Source organism: Pseudomonas sp. Irchel 3H3 (genome assembly GCF_900187635.1).
In the GTDB taxonomy this organism is placed as follows: domain Bacteria; phylum Pseudomonadota; class Gammaproteobacteria; order Pseudomonadales; family Pseudomonadaceae; genus Aquipseudomonas.
Map to the genome: position 1 here is coordinate 56,430 of NZ_FYEC01000006.1, position 23,442 is coordinate 79,871.

The 23,442-nt window shown below is 57.9% G+C and carries 19 protein-coding genes and 2 pseudogenes; 4 read left to right on the forward strand and 17 right to left on the reverse strand.

The features are described 5' to 3' along the window. Nucleotides 1-274: 274 nt before the first annotated feature. Both CKW24_RS09135 and CKW24_RS09140 read right to left on the reverse strand, forming a co-directional pair. Nucleotides 275-991, reverse strand: coding sequence for a DUF4225 domain-containing protein (locus CKW24_RS09135; RefSeq protein WP_095167214.1), 717 nt, complete (start codon nt 989-991; stop codon nt 275-277). After that, complete coding sequence (locus CKW24_RS09140; protein WP_095167216.1) at nt 984-1,484, reverse strand: Hcp family type VI secretion system effector; 501 nt, start codon at nt 1,482-1,484, stop codon at nt 984-986. The genes CKW24_RS09135 and CKW24_RS09140 overlap by 8 nt, the downstream gene beginning before the upstream one ends. A gap of 755 nt (nt 1,485-2,239) precedes the next feature. On the opposite strand from CKW24_RS09140, the pseudogene queC reads away from it, so the two are divergent. After that, a pseudogene (gene queC, locus CKW24_RS09145) lies at nt 2,240-2,677 on the forward strand (7-cyano-7-deazaguanine synthase QueC); the annotation flags it as partial. A 41-nt stretch (nt 2,678-2,718) separates the two neighbouring features. Here the strand turns inward: queC and CKW24_RS09150 are convergent. Further along, a complete protein-coding gene (locus tag CKW24_RS09150; RefSeq protein ID WP_095167220.1) occupies nt 2,719-3,591 on the reverse strand; it encodes a queuosine precursor transporter in 873 nt (290 codons plus the stop codon). After that, nucleotides 3,584-4,180: a helix-turn-helix transcriptional regulator gene (locus tag CKW24_RS09155; RefSeq protein WP_095167221.1), complete on the reverse strand. Its 597-nt coding sequence runs from the start codon at nt 4,178-4,180 to the stop codon at nt 3,584-3,586. Before CKW24_RS09155 ends, CKW24_RS09150 begins: the two co-directional genes overlap by 8 nt. Before the next feature lie 466 nt (nt 4,181-4,646). On the opposite strand from CKW24_RS09155, the gene CKW24_RS09160 reads away from it, so the two are divergent. Together CKW24_RS09160 and CKW24_RS09165 are read left to right on the forward strand one after the other, a co-directional pair. Then, complete coding sequence (locus CKW24_RS09160; protein ID WP_095167223.1) at nt 4,647-5,036, forward strand: DUF6124 family protein; 390 nt, start codon at nt 4,647-4,649, stop codon at nt 5,034-5,036. Nucleotides 5,037-5,066: 30 nt separating this feature from the next. Next, complete coding sequence (locus CKW24_RS09165) at nt 5,067-5,321, forward strand: hypothetical protein (protein ID WP_095167225.1); 255 nt, start codon at nt 5,067-5,069, stop codon at nt 5,319-5,321. A 110-nt stretch (nt 5,322-5,431) separates the two neighbouring features. On the opposite strand, the gene CKW24_RS09170 is transcribed toward CKW24_RS09165, so the two are convergent. Then, a complete protein-coding gene (locus tag CKW24_RS09170) occupies nt 5,432-6,328 on the reverse strand; it encodes a LysR family transcriptional regulator (RefSeq protein WP_095167227.1) in 897 nt (298 codons plus the stop codon). 119 nt (nt 6,329-6,447) lie between these two features. Here CKW24_RS09170 and CKW24_RS09175 point away from each other — a divergent pair, with 119 nt between their 5' ends. Beyond that, entirely contained in the window at nt 6,448-7,725 is a 1,278-nt protein-coding gene (locus CKW24_RS09175) for an MFS transporter (protein WP_095167229.1), read from the forward strand. A gap of 44 nt (nt 7,726-7,769) precedes the next feature. Here CKW24_RS09175 and CKW24_RS09180 read toward each other — a convergent pair whose 3' ends face one another. The 12 genes and pseudogenes from CKW24_RS09180 to pilM all read right to left on the reverse strand — a co-directional run bounded on the left by CKW24_RS09180 (nt 7,770) and on the right by pilM (nt 23,274). Next, entirely contained in the window at nt 7,770-8,117 is a 348-nt protein-coding gene (locus CKW24_RS09180; RefSeq protein ID WP_095167231.1) for a YgiW/YdeI family stress tolerance OB fold protein, read from the reverse strand. A gap of 119 nt (nt 8,118-8,236) precedes the next feature. Further along, on the reverse strand, nt 8,237-9,304 hold the full coding sequence (hemE, locus tag CKW24_RS09185) for a uroporphyrinogen decarboxylase (protein WP_095167233.1): 1,068 nt from the start codon (nt 9,302-9,304) through the stop codon (nt 8,237-8,239). A gap of 246 nt (nt 9,305-9,550) precedes the next feature. After that, nucleotides 9,551-10,969: an FAD-dependent oxidoreductase gene (locus CKW24_RS09190; protein WP_095167235.1), complete on the reverse strand. Its 1,419-nt coding sequence runs from the start codon at nt 10,967-10,969 to the stop codon at nt 9,551-9,553. A gap of 32 nt (nt 10,970-11,001) precedes the next feature. Next, nucleotides 11,002-15,447 carry a glutamate synthase large subunit gene (gene gltB / locus CKW24_RS09195; protein ID WP_095167237.1) on the reverse strand — a complete coding sequence of 1,482 codons (4,446 nt, stop codon included), beginning with the start codon at nt 15,445-15,447 and terminating at the stop codon, nt 11,002-11,004. 348 nt (nt 15,448-15,795) lie between these two features. Then, on the reverse strand, nt 15,796-17,382 hold the full coding sequence (locus CKW24_RS09205; protein WP_095167239.1) for an SPOR domain-containing protein: 1,587 nt from the start codon (nt 17,380-17,382) through the stop codon (nt 15,796-15,798). Nucleotides 17,383-17,392: 10 nt separating this feature from the next. Further along, nucleotides 17,393-18,493: a 3-dehydroquinate synthase gene (gene aroB / locus CKW24_RS09210; RefSeq protein ID WP_095167241.1), complete on the reverse strand. Its 1,101-nt coding sequence runs from the start codon at nt 18,491-18,493 to the stop codon at nt 17,393-17,395. 147 nt (nt 18,494-18,640) lie between these two features. Further along, nucleotides 18,641-19,159 carry a shikimate kinase AroK gene (gene aroK, locus CKW24_RS09215; RefSeq protein WP_095167243.1) on the reverse strand — a complete coding sequence of 173 codons (519 nt, stop codon included), beginning with the start codon at nt 19,157-19,159 and terminating at the stop codon, nt 18,641-18,643. A gap of 4 nt (nt 19,160-19,163) precedes the next feature. After that, a pseudogene (locus CKW24_RS09220) lies at nt 19,164-20,408 on the reverse strand (type IV pilus secretin PilQ); the annotation flags it as partial. A gap of 139 nt (nt 20,409-20,547) precedes the next feature. Then, complete coding sequence (locus CKW24_RS09225) at nt 20,548-21,075, reverse strand: pilus assembly protein PilP (protein ID WP_095167247.1); 528 nt, start codon at nt 21,073-21,075, stop codon at nt 20,548-20,550. Then, nucleotides 21,072-21,677, reverse strand: a complete 606-nt coding sequence (locus CKW24_RS09230; RefSeq protein WP_095167249.1) for a type 4a pilus biogenesis protein PilO — start codon at nt 21,675-21,677, stop codon at nt 21,072-21,074. The genes CKW24_RS09225 and CKW24_RS09230 overlap by 4 nt, the downstream gene beginning before the upstream one ends. Further along, nucleotides 21,674-22,231 (reverse strand): PilN domain-containing protein, encoded by a 558-nt coding sequence (locus CKW24_RS09235; RefSeq protein WP_095167250.1) that lies wholly within the window; start codon nt 22,229-22,231, stop codon nt 21,674-21,676. The genes CKW24_RS09230 and CKW24_RS09235 overlap by 4 nt, the downstream gene beginning before the upstream one ends. Continuing rightward, nucleotides 22,231-23,274 carry a type IV pilus assembly protein PilM gene (gene pilM / locus CKW24_RS09240; protein WP_095167252.1) on the reverse strand — a complete coding sequence of 348 codons (1,044 nt, stop codon included), beginning with the start codon at nt 23,272-23,274 and terminating at the stop codon, nt 22,231-22,233. The genes CKW24_RS09235 and pilM overlap by 1 nt, the downstream gene beginning before the upstream one ends. Between the last annotated feature and the right edge of the window lie 168 nt (nt 23,275-23,442).

Genomic DNA, 23,442 nt, shown 5'->3' on the forward strand with positions numbered 1-23,442 from the left:
TCAGTGTTACACTTATTTTGTAAATTTAGGTTATATTGAACACAATGATCTGCGGATAAGGACTTCTATAATGTATACAATCAGATACTTAGCAAGTTTGGGCCTGGTTGTTATCGGCTGCTCCATGGGATACACAATGATTATTGTGTGGGGAATAACAAAAATATTTCCCTTAAATGGCACTACTTATTGGATTGTCAATGGCATTGTGTTCACTATCATTGTTACCGCGAGTTTGCGCTTTTATATTCCTAGACTTCGTAAGATTTGGTAGTCACCGTCGCTCCTCACGCCATTTGCTTTCCATTTCCGACCCGTCCTTTGAAACCAAAGAATTAATTGTAATTGAATCAACTAGCGCCTCAAAAAACAAAGCCAACTTACCAGATTGCTGGTAGGCCGACTCGTAATTCAGTGGATCTCGCCTGAAAAGCTGTACAGAATCCACCTTGCGTACTGGTCGCATCATACCGCCAGCAGACAAAATCAAGTCGATGGTTCCATATGCTACATCCCCCTTATAATCATCCCCCATAAATGATGCATAGGCGCGCCTAGTAGGCCCCCGTACTGTTTTGGCGGCAGGACCGTTATAAATATTCATCCCTCCTTCGTAAATATTATTAACTCCATGCGCGACGAAAAATGCACCGAGCGGTGCTGCCAATCCATATGAAGCCCCCGTAATGGCAACTCCTACTTCAACCTGCATGGCACCTGCAACAACCCCAACTCCGTTTTGAGCATAAAAAAGAGCCTTGGAAGCAAGATCGGCATGTTCTCTCCTTATCTCTTGTACACCATCCCAAGCACTTATTACCCCGTCATTCACATCCTTTATAATTTCATTCACATAATTAGATATGATTGCGCCAAACTGAAGCTGAGTCGTGCCATCATAGAAATTCGTAGCGCCAACCGTACACCCTAATGCAACTAGATCAGAAGCTGCTTTGGCTACATCATTTACATCACATGGCTGATCACTCATATTCGTTGTCCCAAGAGCTATAGGCACTTGTACTTGCTTTGTGATGCACCCAGGCAATTTCCCGATACCTGATGGCCACAAGTTCCTGTGGCTGCGCGTCACCCATATGAATAGCATGCGGCACCTGAACACTTATATTGGCAACACGTCCACCACTTAGCGTTACAGTAAAATATTTTTCGTGACCACCAACTGGTGAAGTGCGGTAGAAATTGATTTTACACTCAATTTCTTCGCCTTCATGAAGAGCACTAGCTAATAACGGCGTAGATTTATCAATGTTTTTTGTAAGGATGACCGGCATATGTTTCCCACGGCCACCAAAAGTGCTTCCATCATTACCGGCTGCCATATTATGAGAGTAAGCCAGCACCATAATTTCGTCTTCATGGCTGGCCTGACATTTATTCCCAATAGAGTCCTGACTGGAACAGCCAGCAGAAATCAAACCTTGTTTTTTCCCGGAAATAGTCATGTAGCTGAGATTTGCCATGCCCTTCACTCCTTTGAGTCAGCCGCACATCCTCTTACAAGAATTTAAAGCAGCCACTCCTAAAAAACATAAAAATATGTCACATATCCAAGCTCTAATCATTGCCGGCATAGGGATCAGCAGTCAAACAAATCCTGCCTATAGCCAGTGCAACCCTATAACTTTCAGACAGCCCCCACACCATTAAGATAACATTCCTACAGCAAGCTCATAAGTTCATTTAACTGCACAGACAAACAACTCCATCACTAATAAAAATCAACTGCCACGTAAGAAATTTACCTATACACCACTTAGATAGAGTTTATACAAAATACCTGCACCCCTACGATTAAGGGCGCGGCGGTCTGGTGATCGGTAAGGTGGCGGCATTCCGGTGTTCGAAGAACTGGAACACGCATGGGTGCAGGCGCCCGTATCCAAGCCGAGTTCGTCGGACTCGGCAGCAATGCTGACGGCCAGTACACTCTCCGCCCGAAACTGATTTGCAAGCGCTGAATGTAAGGCCAGAAACGCCAAAGAGCGCCTTTCGGCGCTCCTTAATAAACAGGTCGGCTTGTCATCGCCCTTTACCTGCCTGGCTCTGCGATGGCTGGTTGACCAGGATCCTCAGAGTCTCACAAGCCCCTTGCGGGAACCTGTGCAGTATTGCCCGGAATGGCGTCTCGGACAATAGATGGCAACTCGCCTGCCTGCGCCAGATTCGACCGCATCATAAACCCAGCGCCTTACGCACCGCGACCTTGATGGCGTAAAACTCAGGTGTTTCTAGCCGAGAAGAAACCGTCATCCCAGGACGCAATATTTTATTCTTAACCCTAGCATCTATCTATGCGTATCAAGTGTATGCCGAAGCTGTTATTACAGGGATTTGTGAAACAGACTTCTCTGGCTATCCAGACTGCCGGGACAAGTTTGTCAAGACCCTAAATCAACCCATCCAACTTGGAATGGACTATAAGTTGCGCATTGAAACCCCGCTTATGTGGCTGAACAAGGCAGAAACCTGGGCACTGGCCGATCATTACAATCAGTTAAACTTGATTCGCCATCACACACTGACTTGCTACAACGGACTCAAGGGGAGTGAATGCGCCAACTGCGACGCCTGCAATCTTCGCGCAGCAGGACTGAAGGTTTTCTTGGAAAACTCTACGGACACCAAAAACAGTCTGAAAATAAAATTACAATAGATAAAAAAGAACTACGGGAGTGGAATACTCCTCTCACTTCTTTATGTAACCTGACTACCTGCGACATACCTTTTAAACAATGACCTTGCTCCATAGGCAGGCAATACATTAAAAACAGCAAAACACATTTTGATAGCTATCTGCATATAAATTATCTTTAAGATATCTCCATTATCCATAGAGCCGTAAAATGCGATAAAGCAAAAAATGAAGCTATCTATTATCACTGCAAAAAAAGTACTGAAAAACACACGTAAAAACAAAAATCTGGAATTTGTAAGTTCCTTTATCTTACACAGCAGATAGGAATTTACATATTCAGAAAAAAGGAAAGAAACAGATGACGCTACTAATGCAGACGAGACATGACCAATAACTTCACCATAGGGCACATCAAGCTTCCAACCAGCTAGTCCTGGGAGATAGCTAGTGGCAGCAAGCAGAAAAAGAATAAAGGCATTACTTGCAAAAGCAAACAATATTGCCCTCCTTGCCAGCCGAAGCCCATAAGACTCATTCAACAGATCAACTATTAAAAACGTCAAAGGGTAAAGGAAAACACCAGGAGTAACAACGACATCAAAATATTCTAAATACACAAGCTTTGCCGAGGCGACATTAGTAAAGATATAAAGCGCAAACAGCGCTAGATTGAGCGCAACATAAGTCATCCACGACCGCTCATGGCGATCACTTATTTCATAGGCCGTCAATACTGTCCCTCCAGAATAAAATTTCCGATAAACATCTTTTATTTCACGCTTATTCAAATCATCCAACACATCACTTTTCAACAAATTACCCAATTCTATCTTAAAAATTTTCCCCGTAGAAAGGACCATAATCACAGCAAGCCCTTTACTGTTCTCAAACCCCAAAAGTTTGTACTTTCCACCTTCCGAATCACTAACCATTAAACCTCTCCTCTACTATATCTCCTATAATACAAAAAATATCCGAGTCAAAATCTGACCCTCTGACGACAGATATTCTCTCTGTTTTTATGTCGTATACTAGTTTCTCGCCATTGCTACTCGACACGCCTTTCTTCACTATCAATAGATCTCCTGATTCGTTTGCCTCTCCCATATCACTCTCCAGAAGCACACCAATTAGATTACTTGCCACTCCAAAGTAATATGTCAACGGATGAGAGATGATCAATTCACCGATTCTTTTATCAAAACTTTTAATCAGCAAGCTTTCTTTTATTATTGGCACTGCCGCGGGATTCATATTCCCACGCAACGACACACTGCTTTCTATTATTTCTTTTTCCTCAAAGTCAACAGTTTCTAACTCCTTGTAAGACACCCCAAAAAAATCTGATATTTTGCGAATAGTCGACTGTTGTACATTGACTACCCGCCCCTCCAGAATATTGTAGATGGTTGTCCTGGTTAAACCGCTGGAATTGCACAAAGACAGCCGAGTTTCTCCACGGCTCTTTATGAGATATTTAATATTATTTTTTAAGTTTTCGGTTTTTTCTTTCTTATACATCAAATAGCCACCAATTACTTATTGTTTCAACAAGCCGCACGGCCTTTCCAAATGACGCCGAAGGCTATTCTGTGTGAGACCACGCCCACCTCTCAGCCCCCTGATCAAAAACCACTATTACAAACACATCGCCCTGTCGTCAAATGATGCTCCCAACTTCCACTTTCCAACAGCACCCCACTCAACGAATTATAACTACACACCAAAAAGGAATCTTCCTACCTAAATAGGAGACGTCGATACACGCACGCTCAGCGCAAACAAGCTGATGAAAAGCCGCGCCTACCGGCATAGCCGTACTAACAGCTAGATTTGAATCATTCAATTACACAGATGTTAATTTAATTGATTAATTTAATTGAATTTTCTGGTATTACTTCTTGCACATCAGATCTAGAAGCCACTAACCCATCCTGTTTGCCAGCATGGGACTAATGCTTTCATAAGCCTTGCAAGGAGCTCCGGTATGAAAACAAACACCCCCCATGTATCGACATCACCAGGAGCCACCTCTGTCGATACGGTCGATCTGTCAAAGATCTGCGAGTTCAGCGGGCGCACCGTCAGCGCGCACCTGCGCCACCCTGGCCGCATTGACCCTGTCAGCCATGTTTTCACCATCATCCCCAATGTCGACACCGAATCTCTGCTCTGTCACGCCAGTGAAACCCTCGCTTCCCTGGATGCCATGAGCAGCGACCTGGCCTACGAACTGGAAGGCTCGCGCCGCAATGTAGCGTTGGCCATAAATCAACTGGCCGTGTTGGGTGAGTTACTGGTAAATCGGGTTCTGGACAACTTGGAACGGTCCGATGGAATACCTGAGGCTGTGCCTAAAAATTCCAGTTACAAGTGATCGGCTTCTTTACCCAATGGAGGTTTTGTCATGGATCGATATATGCCTGTCACCGGCATCGAGTGCACCATTGCATCGCTGCTGATCGACACTGAAGCACCACTAGACGTTTTGCACGAAATAGCCGCCTACCGCATCCGCACTGCAACTCAGCTGTTGGAAAGTTTCGCGTCTAGCGAGGGCGTTTACAGTGAACTGGCGCGAGTACTAGTGACTTCATTGCGCGATGGATGTGATTTGTTGGATGTCATCGGGCGACGATTACAGTTGCAGGTTTCGGCTTAGTACAGAGCAAGGGCGGGCTCACGGAGATCGCCCACTGCCTCAACTTTCGCGGCGCCGACTTCGGCTTCCGCGAGCTGATGTGAGATTGCCGCTCCCTGCGATATCGCCGCCTAAGCCTCATCGACCTTGCGCGTCAGTAGCTCGACAAACGCCTTGGCCATCGGTGACTTCTGGTCCTTGCGCTGTACCAGCCACACCGCCGACATGGCCAGGGGATCGAGTAGCGGTCGGTAGACCACGCCGTCGATGCGCATCCGTTGGTAGGACGCCGGCAGTACCGAGACTCCCAGCCCCGCCGCCACCAGGCCAATGATGGTCATGGCCTCGCCGGCTTCCTGGGCAAAGTGCGGGCTGAAGCCAGCGTCGCGTGCCAGGCTCAGCAGTTGCGCGTAGAGGCCGCTGCCGTAGCTGCGCGGAAAGAACACGAACGGTTCATGGGCCAGCGCCGACAGAAACAGGCCCTCCTCACTGCCCACCGATAACGGGTCCTTGGCACTGAGTACCGCCACCAGCGGCTCGCGGGTCAGCTCGACCACCTCCAGCGAGTCCGGCAGCGGCAACGGCCGCATGATGCCGACCTGGATCGACTCGTCCACCAGTGCATCGGCGACCTGGGTGCTGCTCATTTCCCGCAGGTTCAGGTGCACGGCCGGGAAGCGCTGGCGAAAGGCAAAGATGGCTTGGGGGATGGTTGAGTTGAACGGCGCCGATGAGGTGAAGCCAATCTTCAACTCCCCCAGCTCGCCCAGTTGAGCGCGGCGGGCCACATCGGCGGCTTTGTCGACCTGGGCCAGTACCAGCCGCGCCTCTTCGAGGAATAGCCGGCCAGCTTCGCTGAGTTCGACCCGACGATTGGTACGCTCGAACAGACGCGCCCCGACCTCTTGTTCCAGTACCTGGATCTGCTGGCTCAATGGCGGTTGGGAGATGCCCAACACCTGTGCCGCGCGGCCGAAATGCAGTTCTTCGGCGACGGCGATGAAGTAGCGCAGATGGCGCAATTCCATGAAAACTCCATTAGGTCGTAAAACCTCTTAAACAGGTCGAACAATATATTGGATAGAAACATTAGCCAGCTATATGCTTTTTTCATTGCCTGCCCGGCCGTGCACTCCTGAGGTCCCCCGTGAAAACTGCTGTTGCGCCACTCGCCCATGATCTTCCGCCTGCCGCACAGGCCCCCGGGGTCGCCCAACTGCATGAGGTGTACATCGAAAAAGGTACGCCGATGTTCCTGCGCACGGTGCTCGCGCTGTTCAGCGGCGGCTTCGCCACCTTTGCCTTGCTGTACTGCGTGCAGCCGATGATGCCGCTGTTTTCCCATGAGTTCTCGATCAATGCCGCGCAGAGCAGCCTGATTCTCTCGGTGTCCACCGGCATGCTCGCCATCGGCCTGTTGATCACCGGCCCCCTGTCCGACCGCATCGGCCGCAAACCGGTGATGGTCGCAGCGTTGTTCGCCGCCGCGCTGTGCACCCTGGGCAGCGCCCTGATGCCGACCTGGGAGGGCATCCTGCTGATGCGCGCGCTGACCGGCCTGGCCCTGAGCGGCCTGGCGGCGGTGGCGATGACCTACCTCAGTGAAGAGATCCATCCCCAGCACATCGGCCTGGCAATGGGCCTGTACATCGGCGGCAACGCCATTGGCGGCATGTGCGGCCGACTGATAGTCGGGGTGCTGATCGACTTCGTCAGCTGGCACACGGCGATGCTGGTGATTGGCGGGTTGGCGCTGATCGCCGCGGCGGTGTTCTGGAAGATCCTCCCCGAATCGCGCAACTTCCGCGCGCGCTCGCTGCACCCACGCAGCTTGCTCGATGGCTTCACCATGCATTTTCGCGACGCCGGCCTGCCGCTGCTGTTCCTCGAAGCCTTTGTGCTGATGGGCGCCTTCGTCACGCTGTTCAACTACATCGGCTATCGCCTGCTGGCCGCGCCGTACCACATGGACCAGGCCTTGGTCGGCCTGCTGTCGGTGGTGTACCTGTCGGGCATCTACAGTTCGGCGAAGATCGGCTCCCTGGCCGATCGCCTGGGTCGGCGCAAGGTGCTCTGGGGCACCATCGTGCTGATGCTTGGCGGGTTGGCCGTGACCATGCTCAGCCCGTTGCCACTGGTGATCGTCGGCATGCTGATCTTCACCTTCGGCTTCTTCGGCGCACACTCGGTGGCCAGCAGCTGGATCGGCCGCCGCGCCACCAAGGCCAAGGGCCAGGCATCGTCGCTGTACCTGTTCAGCTACTACGCCGGGGGAAGCATCGCCGGTACGGTGGGCGGCGTGTTCTGGCACCAGGGCGGCTGGAACGGGATCGGGTTGTTCATCGGCACGCTGCTGGTGATTGCGCTGCTGGTCGCGTTGAAGCTGGCGAAGTTGCCGACCCTGGCGGAGAGCGCCAAGCCCTGACGCAAAAAAGGGCCGCATGGCGGCCCTTGGGGAAAAACTCGGTCTTAATTGAGGATTTCCACCCGATCGACATCGATCTCACGCTTGAGCAAGCCCTTTTCCACTTCACCGGTCAGCTTGACCCGGGTTTTGTCGTTGAAGGCGACCGCAGGTAGATCCTCATCATCGATCTCAACGGTGACCGTACCGCTGGAATCCTTGAACTCGTATTTGTCGTCGTTGTTCAGCTTCTTCACCACAAAACCCTGCAGGACGACTGGCGTGTCGTCAGCTGCTTCGTTGGCCGCGGCCACCGTGGTGATGGGCTCGGCACCCGGCCCGGTGTAACCGGCAGCCAGGACCGCGGTGCTGAACAGGGGGGCAACAAGCAGAGCGAGGTAGCGTGCTTTCATGGCGATGATTCCATCTGGATTTCGATGGACCCAGGGTAAACAGGCTCGCTGAATTGAAACTTAATCTGCGCGCAAAAAAAATGCCCGGCAAGCGCCGGGCGTTTTTTATCGGGTCACGATCACTCGTGATACTGCGCCGACAACTCGTGTACCGCGCGCAGGAAGGCACCGGCGTGTTCCGGATCGACTTCCGGGGTGATGCCGTGGCCGAGGTTGAACACGTGGCCGCTGCCTTTGCCGTAGCTGGCGAGGATTCGCCCGACTTCGCTGCGGATTGCTTCTGGCTTGGCGTACAGCACCGTCGGGTCCATGTTGCCTTGCAGGGCTACCTTGCTGCCGACGCGGTCACGGGCGCTGCCGATATCGCAGGTCCAGTCCAGGCCCAATGCATCAGCGCCAGTGTCGGCGATGCTTTCCAGCCACAGGCCGCCGCTCTTGGTGAACAGGATCACTGGCACTTTACGGCCTTCGTGCTCACGGATCAGGCCGTTGACGATCTTGCGCATATAGGCCAGGGAGAATTCCTGATACGCCGCCGCCGACAGGGCGCCGCCCCAGCTGTCGAAGATCTGCACTGCTTGTGCGCCGGCCATGATCTGGCCGTTGAGGTAGCTGGTGACCGTCTGCGCGAGCTTGTCCAGCAGCAGGTGCAAGGCTTGCGGGTTGTCATAGAGCATGGTTTTGGTCTTGCGGTAGTCTTTCGACGAGCCGCCTTCAACCATGTAGGTGGCCAGGGTCCAGGGGCTGCCGGCAAAGCCGATCAGCGGCACGCGGCCGTTGAGCTCGCGGCGGATGGTGCTGACTGCATCCATCACGTAGCCGAGGTCTTTGTGCGGATCAGGAATCGGCAGGGCTTCGATGTCGGCCAGGGTGCTGACGACTTTCTTGAAGCGCGGACCTTCGCCGGTTTCGAAGTACAGGCCTTGGCCCATGGCATCGGGGATGGTCAGGATGTCGGAGAACAGGATCGCCGCATCCAGTTGCGGATAGCGATCGAGCGGCTGCATGGTGACTTCGCACGCGAACTCCGGGTTCATGCACAGGCTCATGAAGTCGCCGGCCTTGGCGCGGCTGGCACGGTATTCAGGCAGGTAGCGACCGGCCTGACGCATCATCCACACGGGCGTGACGTCTACGGGTTGCTTGAGCAGGGCACGAAGGAAACGGTCGTTCTTCAGGGCAGTCATGTCGGCATCCGGAAAAAAAGTGCGGGCATTTTCTCAGAGCCGGACGCAAAAGGCACGGTTGCAGGTCAGCCTTTTGTCTATCGGGTCAATTTGTCGCAATGGAATGCAGTTTTTGCAGCACCACAAAACACTGTGGGAGCTGGCTTGCCAGCGATGCAGACACCTCGGTGTGTCAGGTAGACCGAGGTGATGCTATCGCTGGCAAGCCAGCTCCCACAGGTATTGCGTTGCAGTTTCGAACGGGGTTTACACGCCCAGGTAATCCAGGATCCCTTCGGCGGCATTGCGGCCTTCGAAGATCGCCGTCACTACCAGGTCGGAACCGCGCACCATGTCGCCACCGGCGAAGATTTTCGGGTTGCTGGTCTGGTGCTTGAACTTGCCTTGCTCCGGGGCCACGACGCGGCCCTGGCTGTCGGTCTGGATGTCGAACTGCTCGAACCAGCTGGCCGGGCTTGGACGGAAACCAAAGGCGATGACCACGGCGTCGGCCGGGATGATCTCTTCGGAGCCCGGAATCGGCTCGGGGCTGCGGCGGCCACGGGCGTCCGGCTCGCCGAGACGGGTCTCGACTACCTTCACGCCTTCGACCCGGTCTTCGCCGACAATGGCGATCGGCTGGCGGTTGTAGAGGAATTTCACCCCTTCTTCCTTGGCGTTCTTCACCTCTTTGCGCGAGCCTGGCATGTTCGCCTCATCACGACGATAGGCACAGGTCACCGACTTGGCGCCCTGGCGAATCGAGGTGCGGTTGCAGTCCATCGCCGTATCACCGCCGCCGAGAACCACGACCTTCTTGCCTTTCATGTCGACGAAATCTTCCGGCGACTTTTCAAAGCCCAGGTTACGGTTGACGTTGGCGATCAGGAAGTCCAGTGCGTCGTAGACGCCCGGCAGGTCCTCACCAGCAAAGCCGCCCTTCATGTAGGTGTAGGTGCCCATGCCCATGAACACCGCATCGTATTCTTCGAGCAACTGCTCGATGGTCACGTCCTTGCCCACCTCGGTGTTGAGGCGGAACTCGATGCCCATGCCGGTGAAGACTTCGCGGCGATTGCTCAGTACGGTCTTTTCCAGCTTGAACTCGGGGATGCCGAAGGTCAGCAGACCGCCGATTTCCGGGTTCTTGTCGAACACCACCGGAGTCACCCCGCCGCGCACCAGCACGTCGGCACAACCCAGGCCCGCCGGGCCCGCACCGATCACCGCGACACGTTTGCCGGTCGGCTTGACCTTGGACATGTCCGGGCGCCAGCCCATGGCGAACGCGGTGTCGGTGATGTACTTCTCCACCGAGCCGATGGTGACCGCGCCGAAGCCGTCATTGAGGGTGCAGGCACCCTCGCACAGACGGTCTTGCGGGCACACCCGGCCGCAGACTTCCGGCAAGGTGTTGGTCTGGTGCGACAGTTCGGCGGCGGCGAGGATGTTGCCCTCGGCCACCAGCTTGAGCCAGTTGGGAATGAAGTTGTGCACCGGGCACTTCCATTCGCAATACGGGTTACCGCAACCCAGGCAGCGGTGAGCCTGGTCGGCCGACTGCTGGGGTTTGAAGGGTTCGTAGATTTCCACGAACTCTTTCTTGCGTTGACGCAACAGTTTCTTCTTCGGATCCTTGCGCCCGACCTCGATGAACTGGAAGTCATTATTCAGACGTTCAGCCATGTTAAAACCTCATCAAACTCTTCAGGCGCATATCACTGCGGGTTGGCACGAGTGCTGGAAAGCAACGTTTTCAAGCTGGCAGCCTTAGGCTTGACCAACCAGAAACGGCGCAGGTAATCATCGAGGTTCTCGGCGAGCTCACGACCCCACTCGCTGTCGGTTTCCTCGACGTACTCGTTCAGCACGCGCTGCAAATGGCTACGGTAGGCTTCCATCGCCTCGCCGCTGATCCGCTGGATTTCCACCAGTTCATGGTTGACCCGGTCAACGAAGGTGTTGTCCTGGTCGAGCACATAGGCGAAACCACCGGTCATGCCTGAGCCGAAGTTGTAACCGGTCTTGCCCAGGACGCAGACAAAACCACCGGTCATGTATTCGCAACAGTGATCGCCAGTGCCTTCGACCACGGTGTGGGCACCGGAGTTACGCACCGCAAAACGCTCGCCCGCGGTACCGGCGGCAAACAGCTTGCCGCCCGTGGCGCCGTACAGGCAGGTGTTGCCGATAATGGCGCTGTCCTGCGTCCTGTAGAGGCTGCCCTTGGGCGGAACGATAACCAGCTTGCCGCCGGTCATGCCCTTGCCCACGTAGTCGTTGGCATCGCCTTCCAGGTACATGTTCAGGCCGCCGGCGTTCCATACGCCAAAGCTCTGCCCGGCAGTACCTTTGAAGCGGAAGGTGATCGGCGCATTGGCCATGCCCTGGTTACCGTGCTTGCGCGCGATTTCACCGGAGATCCGCGCACCGATCGAACGGTCGCAGTTGCAGATGTCCAGGTTAAATTCGGCGCCGCTCAGGTCGTTGATGGCCGAGGTGGCCAGGTCGACCATTTTCTCGGCCAGCAGGCCCTTGTCGAACGGAGGGTTGCGCTCGACCTGGCAGAACTGTGGTTTGTCTGCCGGGATGTGATCGCTGCCCAGCAACGGTGTCAGGTCCAGGTGTTGCTGCTTGGCGGTCTGGCCTTCGAGGATGTCCAGCAGGTCGGTCCGCCCGATCAGCTCTTCGAGGGAGCGCACGCCCAGCTTGGCCAGCCACTCACGGGTTTCTTCGGCGACGTAGGTGAAGAAGTTCACCACCATGTCGACGGTACCGATGTAGTGATCCTTGCGCAGCTTCTCGTTCTGGGTCGCCACGCCGGTGGCGCAGTTGTTCAGGTGGCAGATGCGCAGGTATTTGCAGCCCAGGGCGATCATTGGCGCGGTGCCGAAGCCGAAGCTTTCAGCGCCGAGGATGGCCGCCTTGATCACGTCGAGGCCGGTTTTCAGGCCACCGTCGGTCTGCACCCGAACCTTGCCGCGCAGGTCGTTGCCGCGCAGGGTCTGGTGGGTTTCCGCCAGTCCCAGTTCCCATGGAGCGCCGGCGTACTTGATCGAGGTCAGCGGCGAAGCACCGGTGCCGCCGTCGTAGCCGGAGATGGTGATCAGGTCGGCATAGGCCTTGGCTACACCGGCGGCAATGGTGCCGACGCCAGCTTCTGCCACCAGTTTCACCGAGACCAGGGCCTTGGGGTTGACTTGCTTGAGGTCGAAAATCAGCTGCGACAAATCTTCGATCGAGTAGATGTCGTGGTGCGGCGGAGGCGAGATCAGGGTCACGCCTGGCACTGCGTAACGCAGCTTGGCGATCAGGCCGTTGACCTTGCCGCCTGGCAGTTGCCCGCCTTCGCCTGGCTTGGCGCCCTGGGCCACCTTGATCTGCAGCACTTCGGCGTTGACCAGGTATTCCGGGGTCACACCAAAACGGCCAGTGGCGACTTGCTTGATTTTCGAGCTCTTGATGGTGCCGTAGCGTGCCGGGTCTTCGCCGCCTTCGCCGGAGTTGGAACGCGCACCCAGGCGGTTCATGGCTTCGGCCAGGGCTTCGTGGGCTTCCGGCGACAGCGCGCCGAGCGAGATACCGGCGGAGTCGAAGCGTTTGAGCACCGATTCCAGCGGTTCGATCTCGCTGATGTCCAGCGGCGTCTCGAGGGTCTTGACCTTGAACAGGTCGCGGATCATCGACACCGGGCGGTTATCCACCAGCGCCGTGTATTCCTTGAACTTGGCGTAGTCACCCTGCTGCACAGCGGCTTGCAGGGTGTTGACCACGTCCGGGTTGTAGGCGTGATATTCGCCACCGTGGACGAACTTCAGCAGGCCGCCCTGCTGGATCGGCTTGCGCGGGCTCCAGGCTTCGGCAGCCAGGGCCTTCTGCTCGGCTTCGATGTCGACGAAACGCGCGCCCTTGATCCGGCTCGGTACGCCACGAAAGCTCAAGTCGCAGACTTCCTGGGACAGGCCGATGGCTTCGAACAACTGCGCACCACGGTAGGACGCAATGGTGGAGATGCCCATCTTCGACAGGATCTTCAGCAGGCCCTTGGTGATGCCTTTGCGGTAGTTCTTGAACACCTCATAGAGGTCGCCCAGCACTTCGCCGGTGCGGATCAGGTCGCCCAGCACTTCATAGGCCAGGAACGGATAGACCGCCGAAGCGCCGAACCCGATCAGTACCGCGAAGTGGTGCGGGTCGCGCGCAGTGGCGGTCTCGACCAGGATGTTGGAGTCGCAGCGCAGACCTTTTTCGGTCAGGCGGTGGTGCACCGCGCCGGTAGCCAGCGAAGCGTGGATCGGCAACTTGCCCGGGGCAATATGACGGTCGCTCAGCACGATCTGGGTGCGACCGGCGCGCACGGCTTCTTCAGCCTGGTCAGCGACATTGCGCACTGCGGCTTCGAGGCCAAGGCTCTCGTCGTAGTTGAGGTCGATGATCTGGCGTTCGAAGCCCGGGCGATCGAGGTTCATCAGCGAGCGCCACTTGGCCGGGGAAATCACCGGCGAGCTGAGGATCACGCGTGAAGCGTGTTCCGGCGACTCCTGGAAGATGTTGCGCTCGGCACCGAGGCAGATCTCCAGCGACATGACGATGGCTTCACGCAGCGGGTCGATCGGCGGGTTGGTAACCTGGGCGAACTGCTGGCGGAAATAGTCGTACGGCGTGCGCACGCGCTGGGACAGCACGGCCATCGGCGTATCGTCGCCCATCGAACCAACAGCTTCGTAGCCCTGCTCACCCAGTGGACGCAGTACCTGGTCACGCTCTTCGAACGTCACCTGGTACATCTTCATGTACTGCTTGAGCTGGTCGACGTCGTAGAAAGCCGAACCGTGGTCGTTGTCTTCCATGGTCGCCTGGATGCGCAGGGCATTCTTGCGCAGCCATTGCTTGTACGGATGACGGGACTTCAAGCGGTTGTCGATGGCGTCGGTGTCGAGGATCTGCCCGGTCTCGGTGTCCACGGCAAAGATCTGGCCCGGACCCACGCGGCCCTTGGCGATCACATCTTGCGGCTGGTAGTTCCAGACGCCGATTTCCGAGGCCAGGGTGATGAAGCCGTTCTTGGTAGTGACCCAGCGCGCCGGACGCAGACCGTTACGGTCAAGCAGGCACACCGCGTAGCGACCGTCGGTCATGACCACGCCGGCCGGACCGTCCCACGGCTCCATGTGCATCGAGTTGTACTCGTAGAACGCACGCAGGTCCGGGTCCATGGTCTCGACGTTCTGCCACGCTGGCGGAATGATCATCCGCACGCCACGGAACAGGTCGATGCCACCGGTGACCATCAGCTCCAGCATGTTGTCCATGCTCGAGGAGTCCGAACCCACGCGGTTGACCAGCGGGCCGAGCTCTTCCAGGTCCATCAGGTCGTTGCTGAACTTGGTGCGACGGGCCACGGCCCAGTTGCGGTTGCCGGTGATGGTGTTGATCTCGCCGTTGTGCGCCAGGAAGCGGAACGGTTGGGCCAACGGCCATTTCGGCAGGGTGTTGGTGGAGAAGCGCTGGTGGAACACGCAGATCGCGGTTTGCAGGCGCTGGTCACTCAGGTCCGGATAGAAGGCGGTGAGGTCCGCCGGCATCATCAGGCCTTTGTAAATGATGGTCTTGTGGGAAAAGCTGCAGATGTAGTGGTCGGTGTCGGCGGCGTTGGCCACGGACGAACGACGACGGGAGCTGAACAGCTTGATTGCCATGTCCTGATCGCTCAGGCCATCGCCGGCGATGAACACCTGTTCGATCTGCGGCAGACGCTCCAGGGCCAGGCGACCAAGGACGCTGGTATCGATCGGCACTTTGCGCCAGCCGACCAACTGCAGGCCTTCGGCGAGGATCTCGCGGTTCATGTTCTCGCGCGCGGCCTCGGCTTTAACCGGGTCCTGATTGAAGAACACCATGCCCACTGCATATTGCTTGGGCAATGCTACGCCGAAGGTTTCCTGGGCGATTGCCCGCAGGAACACGTCCGGTTTCTGAATAAGCAGACCGCAACCGTCACCGGTCTTGCCGTCGGCGTTGATCCCACCGCGGTGGGTCATGCAGGTCAGGGCCTCGATGGCCGTTTGCAAAAGGGTATGACTGGGTTCGCCCTGCATATGGGCTATCAGGCCGAAACCGCAGTTATCCTTGAATTCATCTGGTTGGTACAGACCTGCTTTCATAGACACTTTCTCACCAGGCTGCCTCTTATCGAGACAAATTTCTTTTCAATTCAACCACTTACCTTCCGCGCCGAACGTACGCCAGCTTTGCGGGGGCAAAAGGGAGGTCATTGTACACACCGACACAGAGGCTCACAAATTTGACGACGAAATGTCGCAAATCTATGTCGCATTTATGAAAGGTTTAAAGCGATCTACTGTGCTAGTCAAAACTTTTTTTAATTCTGACCGCAACGACTCAAAGACTACTGTGACGCAGACACCACAAGGCACGCGGCCTGGGGGCAGCATGCCTTGCAGAAATTTTGAGGTGCCGGGAGAGGCGGCCTGGGTAAGGCCGCCGAATCTTCAGCGAGCTGTTGCCAGTTCTTGTTGGACGCTGGCGACAGAGCGAGGCCAAGGTTTACCAGCCTGAACCTTCGCTGGCAAGGCCTTGATGGCGGATACAGCGGCATCGCGGTTGGCGAAGTTACCGTAGGTGATGACGTAAAGCGGCTTGCCGTTGAGGACTTTCTTGAAATAACGGTACTCGCCGCCCTGCTCCTTGACGAAGCTCTGGGCCGAGGCTTCCGAGCTGGTGCCGAGGATTTGTACCACGTAGTTACCCGGCTTCTGACCGGCATACCAGGTGCCACCGGCTGCCGGCGCTGCCTTGGCGACAGTGGCTGGCTTCTCTACTGGCTTGGTCACCGGCGCTGGCTTGACCACAGGCGCGGGTGCCGGCTTGGCCACTGGGGCCGGGGCAGGCTTGGCCGTCGCGACCTGGGTAGGCGCAGGCACCGGCTTGGCCGCGGGCGTCGGCGCAGGACCGGCAGGCACGCCGCTTGGCGGAGCAATGGTGGTCACGGTCGGCGGAACACTGCTGGAGCCTTCGAGCGGCACGCCATCATCGCCCTCGGTGATGCCACCGGCAGCTTCAGCCAAAGGACCGCGCATCACCGGCTGCGACTGGCCGACCAACGGCAAGGGCATTGGCTGGGTATTGCCGGCGAATTCGACCGACGGCGCACCGCCGTTGGCACCCTGACCCAGGGGTAACTGCGCCTGCTCGTTGGCTGGAGCCCCGGTGGTTGGTGTCTTGTTGCGACCTGGCAGCAACCAGGCGGCAGCCACCGCGACCACGACTACGGCGGATATCGCCAATACGTGTTTCTTCGGCATGTTGAACCCCATACTTGGACGCTTGACCGCGGAGCGGCTAGCAATCATGGCTTCGATCATCGCATCGCGGGCAACCTGGTTGATGTTTCCAGGCCAGCCGTCGGAGCTTTCGTGAATCTCAGAGATCTGATTAGCGGTAAAAAGTTCGATTCCCCTGCCCGCACCCTCAAGACGCTGGGCCAGGTATTCGCGGGTTTCTTCTTCCGCGTAGGGCTGCAACTCGATCACGTGGAAGCGCTCTTCCTCGGTGCTCAACTGCTCAAGCCCGGCGATCAGCGAAGGCTCGCCAAACAGGAACACATGCGGGCGGCCTTCCGGGGCGCCAGCAGCCAAGGCCAGCAAGGCCTCAAGCGCCGATTCGTCGAGCTGCTCGGCATCATCCACCAGCAGATAGACTTCCTGGCCGGTCAGCGCCAGTTGCACCACTTGCTTGAGGATCGCACCGACTTCCGCCTGGGCGACATCCAGGGACTGGGCTACCTGACGCAGCACACCCGCTGCGTCGCCGGCACCACGGGCGGAAACCACCACGCTCTGCACCGACTGTTTGTTGGTGCTGGCCACCAGCGCCTGACGCAACAGGGTCTTGCCACTGCCCAGCGGGCCAGTGACCACCAGCAACAACTGGCTGTAGCGGGCCAGGTGATGCAGTTGCCCCAGCACCGGTTTGCGCTGGGCAGGGAAAAACTTGAAGCCAGGCACCCGCGGAGCAAAGGGGTCGTGGTTCAACTGGTAGTGGCCTAGGAACGCCTCGTCGGCATGCAAACTGGTCATTGTGATCTTATTAACCTTTCAGCTGAGCCAGGGCACGGTAATCCGCTCCCAGCGTTGCCTGTAAAATCTCTTTCGGATAATCGTCGGTCACGACTGCCTCGCCCATGCGGCGCAGCAGCACCAGGCGCAGACGTCCGTCGATTACTTTCTTGTCGATTGCCATGTGTTCGAGAAAATCGGCTTCGCTCATCTCTGGCGGCGGGATCACCGGCAACCCGGCGCGCAGGAACAGGGCAATGCCCCGGTCACGCTCCTTGGGAGTGATCCAGCCCAGGCGCGAGGACATCTCCAGGGCCATTACGGTGCCAGCAGCGACCGCCTCACCATGTAGCCACACACCATAGCCCATGTGGGTTTCGATGGCGTGACCGAAGGTATGCCCCAGATTGAGAGTGGCGCGCACGCCGGTCTCACGCTCGTCGGCGCCGACCACCGCGGCCTTGGCTGCACAGGAGCGCGCGATCGCATAGGTCAGGGCGTCCTGGTCCAGGGCCCGCAGGCGATCAACATTTTCTTCGAGCCAGGTGAGGAACGGCTCGTCGCAGATCAAACCGTACTTGATGACTTCGGCCAGGCCCGCGGACAGCTCGCGCTCCGGCAGCGTATTGAGGGTGGCGGTATCGATCAGCACCACGTTGGGCTGATAGAAGGCGCCGACCATGTTCTTGCCCAGCGGATGGTTGATACCGGTCTTGCCGCCCACCGAGGAGTCGACTTGCGACAACAGGGTGGTCGGTACCTGGACGAAGTCCACGCCCCGCTGGTAACAGGCGGCAGCGAACCCGGCCATGTCGCCAATCACTCCGCCGCCCAGGGCGATCACGGTGGTGCGGCGGTCATGGCGCGCGGTCAGCAGGCCGTCGAATATGCTTTGCAGGGTTTCCCAGTTCTTGAAGGCTTCGCCGTCGGGCAGTACCACGGAAATGACCGAGAACTGCGCCAGGCTGCGGGTCAAGCGCTCCAGATACAGCGGGGCAACGGTCTCGTTGGAGATGATTGCCACCTGCCGTCCGGCGATGTGTGGCGCCAGCAACTCGGGCTGATCCAGCAACCCTTCGCCAATATGGATCGGGTAGCTACGCTCGCCTAGATCAACCTTAAGTGTCTGCATGTGTCCCCACAGTAAGTTGGAATCAGGCGTCCTGCCTTATGTTATCGACTGGCCACGTCTGCCTGTGTGACGTGGCGTGCTAGCCATGCGCCACACCCGACGGCCGCCATGGCGCGACGCCGAGGATAGCGCATTTCGCCCTGCGGATTAACGGGGAGGTAGCTGCTGCAAGCGTTCCAGAATATCCAGCACCACCATCCGCGGCGGCCGCTCATCGGTTTGCACCACCAGGTCGGCGATTTCCCGATACAGCGGATCGCGCAGGGCCAGCAAGTCACGCAGGGTTTTTGCCGGATCAGCGGTACGCAGCAAGGGACGATTGCGGTCGCGCGCAGTGCGCCCGACCTGCTGCTCGACCGAGGCGTGCAAGTAGACCACGCGACCGCCGGCGTGCAGCGCCCGACGATTGGCTTCGCGCATGACCGCACCACCGCCGGTCGCCAGCACCACGCCATCGAGCTCACAGAGCTCGGCGATCATCGCCTGCTCGCGATCACGAAAGCCGGGTTCGCCTTCCTTATCGAAGATCCACGGGATATTGGCGCCTGTGCGCAATTCAATTTCCTTATCGGAATCCTTGAACGGCAGACGCAGCTCTTTGGCCAGCAAGCGGCCGATGGTGCTTTTACCCGCACCCATTGGCCCAACAAGAATCAAATTTCGCACAGAATCAATGACTCACAGCAATCGCCTGGTTATTCATGATACGCGGAGTGAGAAATACCAGCAGCTCGGATTTTCTCTCCGACACCACGTCACGCCGGAAAAGGCGGCCAAGATACGGCACATCACCAAGAAATGGCACCTTATCTACAACCTTGCTTTGAGTATTTGAGAAAACCCCGCCTATGACGATGGTTTCCCCATCGACCACCAGCACCTTGGCATTGACCTCGTTTTTCTTGATCGGCGGCACATCCTGCACCTTGTTCAGGTAATCGGGCTCGTCCTTGGTGACCTTGACCTCCATGATGATGCGATTGTCCGGGGTGATCTGCGGCGTCACCTCCAGCGACAGCGAAGCCTCCTTGAACGACACCGAGGTGGCGCCGCTGGAGCTGCTCTCCTGATAAGGAATTTCAGTGCCCTTGAGGATCTTCGCGGTTTCCTTGTCGGCAGTCACCACCTTGGGTTGCGAGACGACTTCGCCGTTGCCGGTTTTCTCCATGGCCGACAGTTCAAGGTCGAGCAGCAGGTTATCGGTAATGAATGCAATGCCCAGCCCCGAGGTAGCACCCGCTGCCCCCATATCGACAAATGGCGCGCTGCCCGAGCTGAGCAGAGCCGCTCCATCGCCGCCAACCCCGGAGGCACTCCAGTTGCCCCGGCCCATCGCACCACCCCAGCGCACGCCCAGACTCTTGTCGTAATCGACATTGGCCTCGACTATCCGCGCCTCGATCATCACCTGGCGTACCGGCACATCCAGTTGCGTGACGATCCGTCGTAGCTCGTCCATTCGATCCTGGGTCTGGAAGGCGATGATGTTGTTGGTTCGCTCATCCACCGTCAGCGTGCCTCGCTCGTCGAGTCGGTCCTGGGCATTGGTCACTGACTGGAACAGCCGGGCTATTTCAGTGGCCTTGGCGTAATTGACCTGCAACAGCTCACGCCGCAGCGGGGCGAGTTCGGCCAGTTGCCGCTGCGACTCCAGCGTCTGCCGCTCACGGGCGGCAATTTCCTGTGCCGGGGCGACCAGCAGGACGTTGCCAGCCCGACGCTGGTCCAGGCCCTTGGTCTTGAGTACCAGGTCCAGCGCCTGGTCCCAGGGCACGTTATCCAGGCGCAGCGTGATGCTGCCCTGCACCGAGTCGCTGGCCACCAGGTTGAGGCCAGTGAAGTCGGCGATCAGTTGCAGCACCGAACGCACTTCGATGTCCTGGAAATTCAACGACAACCTCTCGCCACTGAAGGCATGACGTTCGGCGCGCTGATCACCGGGTGGCGCGACAATATCCAGCGCCCTGGAACTGGCCAACAACCCCGGTGACAGCAGCGCAATCCATAGCGCCACACCGAGGGTCGAAAAAATCCTGTACATGGTTAGAGCTCCACTAGGAGTGCGTGTTCAAGGAAAGGCTGCGTGGTCGTTCCAGCCAGGCGCCCTGGCCGTCGGGCACCAGCTCGACCACCTCGACCCGGGTCTCGCTGACCGATACCACTCGGCCTTCATTGCGCCCGAGGTAGTCACCCACCTTGAGCCGATGCACCGCACCCGCACCGCGCAGCAGGGCATACGCCCCCGAGGTACCGACCATGGTGCCGACCATTTCGAACTGCTCGATACCGAAGCGCTCGAGGTGCTGGCGGGGCCGCAGTCGATCCGGCTCACCCCTTGGCTCGCCCCGCAGCAGCCCCTCCTCGCCCGTCGTGACCTGCGGCGAGAACGGACTGCGCAGCGACGCCGCGCCGTAACTGAACACCGGGTACGACGCCCACGTCGGCACGGCTTCGAGAGGGCCGGGCAATTCAAGGCGCGCTTCATCCATGTAGGTGTCCAGATCACTGAAATCGCGCTCACCACCACAGCCAGCCAGACCACCGAGCAACAACGCCAACCACCCGCAACGCACCGTGTTCATGGTTGCTGCCCGCTGTCGGCGGAGCGATAGGTTCTTGCCAGGATGTTCATGCGCAGCGTCGGACCCTCGCTGGAATCCAGCGGGCGAATGCTGAAGTCGTGCAGCGTGACGATCCGCGGTAAGGCCGAGACAGCGCTGACGAACGCCGCCAGGTCATGGTAGGCACCCGTCGCGCTGATCTGGATTGGCAGCTCGACGTAGAACGGCTGGTTGACCTCGGGCAACAACTTGATCTCTTCCAGCTCCAGACCACTGCCCGAGCCTGCACGACTGATGTCCTCCAGCAACCCTGGCATCTCAGTGTCGCCGGGCAGTTGCCGCAACAGCGTGGCGAAGGCGCTTTGCATAGCCCTCATCTGCTCGAGGTGAGGCTGTAAATGGGCCGCTTGGTGCGCCTTGCTCACAAATACCTGCTTGAGTTCGGCCTCCCCGGCGCAGGCAAGTACCAGCCGCGCCTGCAGTTCGCGCAAATAAAAGCTATAGCCCAGGACCAGCAGCACCACCATAACCAGCACGCCCAGCAGGGCTTTGCCCAGCGCCGGCCAGGTCGCCATGTTGTGCATGTTCAGGCCATCGAGGGTCAACCATGGGAACCGCCTCATGCCTCCACGCCGGCTTGCGCCTGAGCCACGGTCAAGCGAAAAACACTGGTCGAGTCCTCGTCGCCAGCGCTTGCTGTTTTAACCTCCTCCAGCACAGGAACAGCCAGGCCACCCGCGGCCGCAAGGCTACGCAGGAGCTGCGAAACCTGGGCATTGGACTCGGCCACACCGCCGATCGACAGCGTCTTGCCGACCCTCCCCAACTCGGTGAAATACACACCATCGGGCAGTGCGCGGGTCAATTGATCGAAGAGCCTGACACTGGCCGGCCGATTACCTTGCAGACCCTGAATGATCTGCAACCGCGCCAGCAACTGCTCGCGCCGGGCTTGTAGATCGCTGATCTGGCTGATCCGCTCATCCAGGCTGGCAATGCGGGCACCAAGGTAGGCGTTGCGCGAAGCTTGCTGCTCGATGGCGCGGTCAAGGATGCGCTCGCCCAGCACGATGAGGCCGGTCGCAACTACGGCGATACCGACCAACTGCCACAAGAAATGTTGGTGCCGCACCTCGCGCTGCTTTTCACGCCATGGCAGAAGATTGATCCTGGCCATCAGTCAAAGCTCCTTAACGCCAGACCGCAGGCGACCATCAACCCGGGCGCATTGTGGGCGAGTGCCGCAGCATCGACCGCACTGCCCAAGGCCATGCCGGCAAAAGGATTGGCCACCCGGGTCGGGATGCCCAGATGCTGTTCGAGCAGGCGATCCAGCCCGGCCACCGCGCAGGCCCCTGCGGCCAGCAGGATATGCTCGACTGCGCCGTGCTGGCCCAAGGCGAAAAACTCCTGCAATGAGCGCGATAGCTGTTGCGCCAATACCTCAGCATCGCGAGACAGGTCCAGCCCACCCGGCTGCGTCGCCACTCCTGCCGGTTCGAGAGCAAACCCGTAGCTCGGCTCACTGGCCTGGTTCAGTTGGTGCGCACCCAGCAGTTGTTCGCGGGCATACAGGATCTGGCCAGCGCTTATCACACTTAAAGTCGACAGACCGTTGCCAATCTCGACCAGCGCCACTAGCGACTGCGCCTGGGCACCGTCCGGCGGCGTTGCCAGCAGATCCACGCAACGCGCCAGCGCATGCGCCTGGATATCCACCACCCGCGCCGTCAGCCCAGCCAGTTCCAGCGCGGCCTCAAGCAACTCGACATGATCCTTGCGACAGGCCGCCAGCAACACCTCGACCTGCCCCGGATTGTGCCGCGAGATTCCCTGGACCTGGAAATCCAGGGCCATGTCATCGAGGGGATAGGGAATGTACTGGTCCGCGTCCAGCTTCAACTGGCTTTCCAGGTCGTCGTTCGTCATTCCCGCTGGCATTTCCAGGGTCTTGGTGATGACCGCCGATCCGGAAACCGCCACTGCTACATTGCGCACCCGGGTCCCGGCTTTCAGCCATGCGCGGGCCAATGCCTGCCCCACGACCTCCACTTGAACAATGGCGGCCTCCACCACTGCATTCGCCGGCAACGGCTCTATTGCGTAGGTCTCGAGCCGATAACACGCGCCTGAGCGGCTTAATTCGACCAGCCTGACCGAGGCGGCGTCGATGTCGATACCCAAGAGGGTTCTAGGTTTTTTCCTGAAGAGTCGTGGCACAGTCAATTCCCTATGACTTTCCGTGAGTTACGCGTGCTTTGCCGGCCTTGCAGGCAATCGCAACGTCTTGACAGCGTGGCCAAATGCGCTTTAAGCGGAAAAATGCTTATAATGCCCAGCGTTTTTTTCCGCTTTCTTCAAGCGCAGGCCGCTCCTTGTTTTCCCTGA

Bases quoted from the DNA above. Each gene is read 5' to 3' on its own strand.
- CKW24_RS09165 (WP_095167225.1), top strand. From the start codon at position 5,067: ATGGATCGATATATGCCTGTCACCGGCATCGAGTGCACCATTGCATCG.
- CKW24_RS09155 (WP_095167221.1), bottom strand. From the start codon at position 4,180: ATGTATAAGAAAGAAAAAACCGAAAACTTAAAAAATAATATTAAATAT.
- CKW24_RS09235 (WP_095167250.1), bottom strand. From the start codon at position 22,231: ATGGCCAGGATCAATCTTCTGCCATGGCGTGAAAAGCAGCGCGAGGTG.
- CKW24_RS09190 (WP_095167235.1), bottom strand. From the start codon at position 10,969: ATGGCTGAACGTCTGAATAATGACTTCCAGTTCATCGAGGTCGGGCGC.
- CKW24_RS09135 (WP_095167214.1), bottom strand. From the start codon at position 991: ATGAGTGATCAGCCATGTGATGTAAATGATGTAGCCAAAGCAGCTTCT.
- CKW24_RS09150 (WP_095167220.1), bottom strand. From the start codon at position 3,591: ATGGTTAGTGATTCGGAAGGTGGAAAGTACAAACTTTTGGGGTTTGAG.
- CKW24_RS09170 (WP_095167227.1), bottom strand. From the start codon at position 6,328: ATGGAATTGCGCCATCTGCGCTACTTCATCGCCGTCGCCGAAGAACTG.
- gltB (WP_095167237.1), bottom strand. From the start codon at position 15,447: ATGAAAGCAGGTCTGTACCAACCAGATGAATTCAAGGATAACTGCGGT.
- CKW24_RS09230 (WP_095167249.1), bottom strand. From the start codon at position 21,677: ATGAGGCGGTTCCCATGGTTGACCCTCGATGGCCTGAACATGCACAAC.
- CKW24_RS09140 (WP_095167216.1), bottom strand. From the start codon at position 1,484: ATGGCAAATCTCAGCTACATGACTATTTCCGGGAAAAAACAAGGTTTG.
- CKW24_RS09225 (WP_095167247.1), bottom strand. From the start codon at position 21,075: ATGAACACGGTGCGTTGCGGGTGGTTGGCGTTGTTGCTCGGTGGTCTG.
- CKW24_RS09205 (WP_095167239.1), bottom strand. From the start codon at position 17,382: ATGACCAGTTTGCATGCCGACGAGGCGTTCCTAGGCCACTACCAGTTG.
- aroB (WP_095167241.1), bottom strand. From the start codon at position 18,493: ATGCAGACACTTAAGGTTGATCTAGGCGAGCGTAGCTACCCGATCCAT.
- CKW24_RS09180 (WP_095167231.1), bottom strand. From the start codon at position 8,117: ATGAAAGCACGCTACCTCGCTCTGCTTGTTGCCCCCCTGTTCAGCACC.
- CKW24_RS09160 (WP_095167223.1), top strand. From the start codon at position 4,647: ATGAAAACAAACACCCCCCATGTATCGACATCACCAGGAGCCACCTCT.
- hemE (WP_095167233.1), bottom strand. From the start codon at position 9,304: ATGACTGCCCTGAAGAACGACCGTTTCCTTCGTGCCCTGCTCAAGCAA.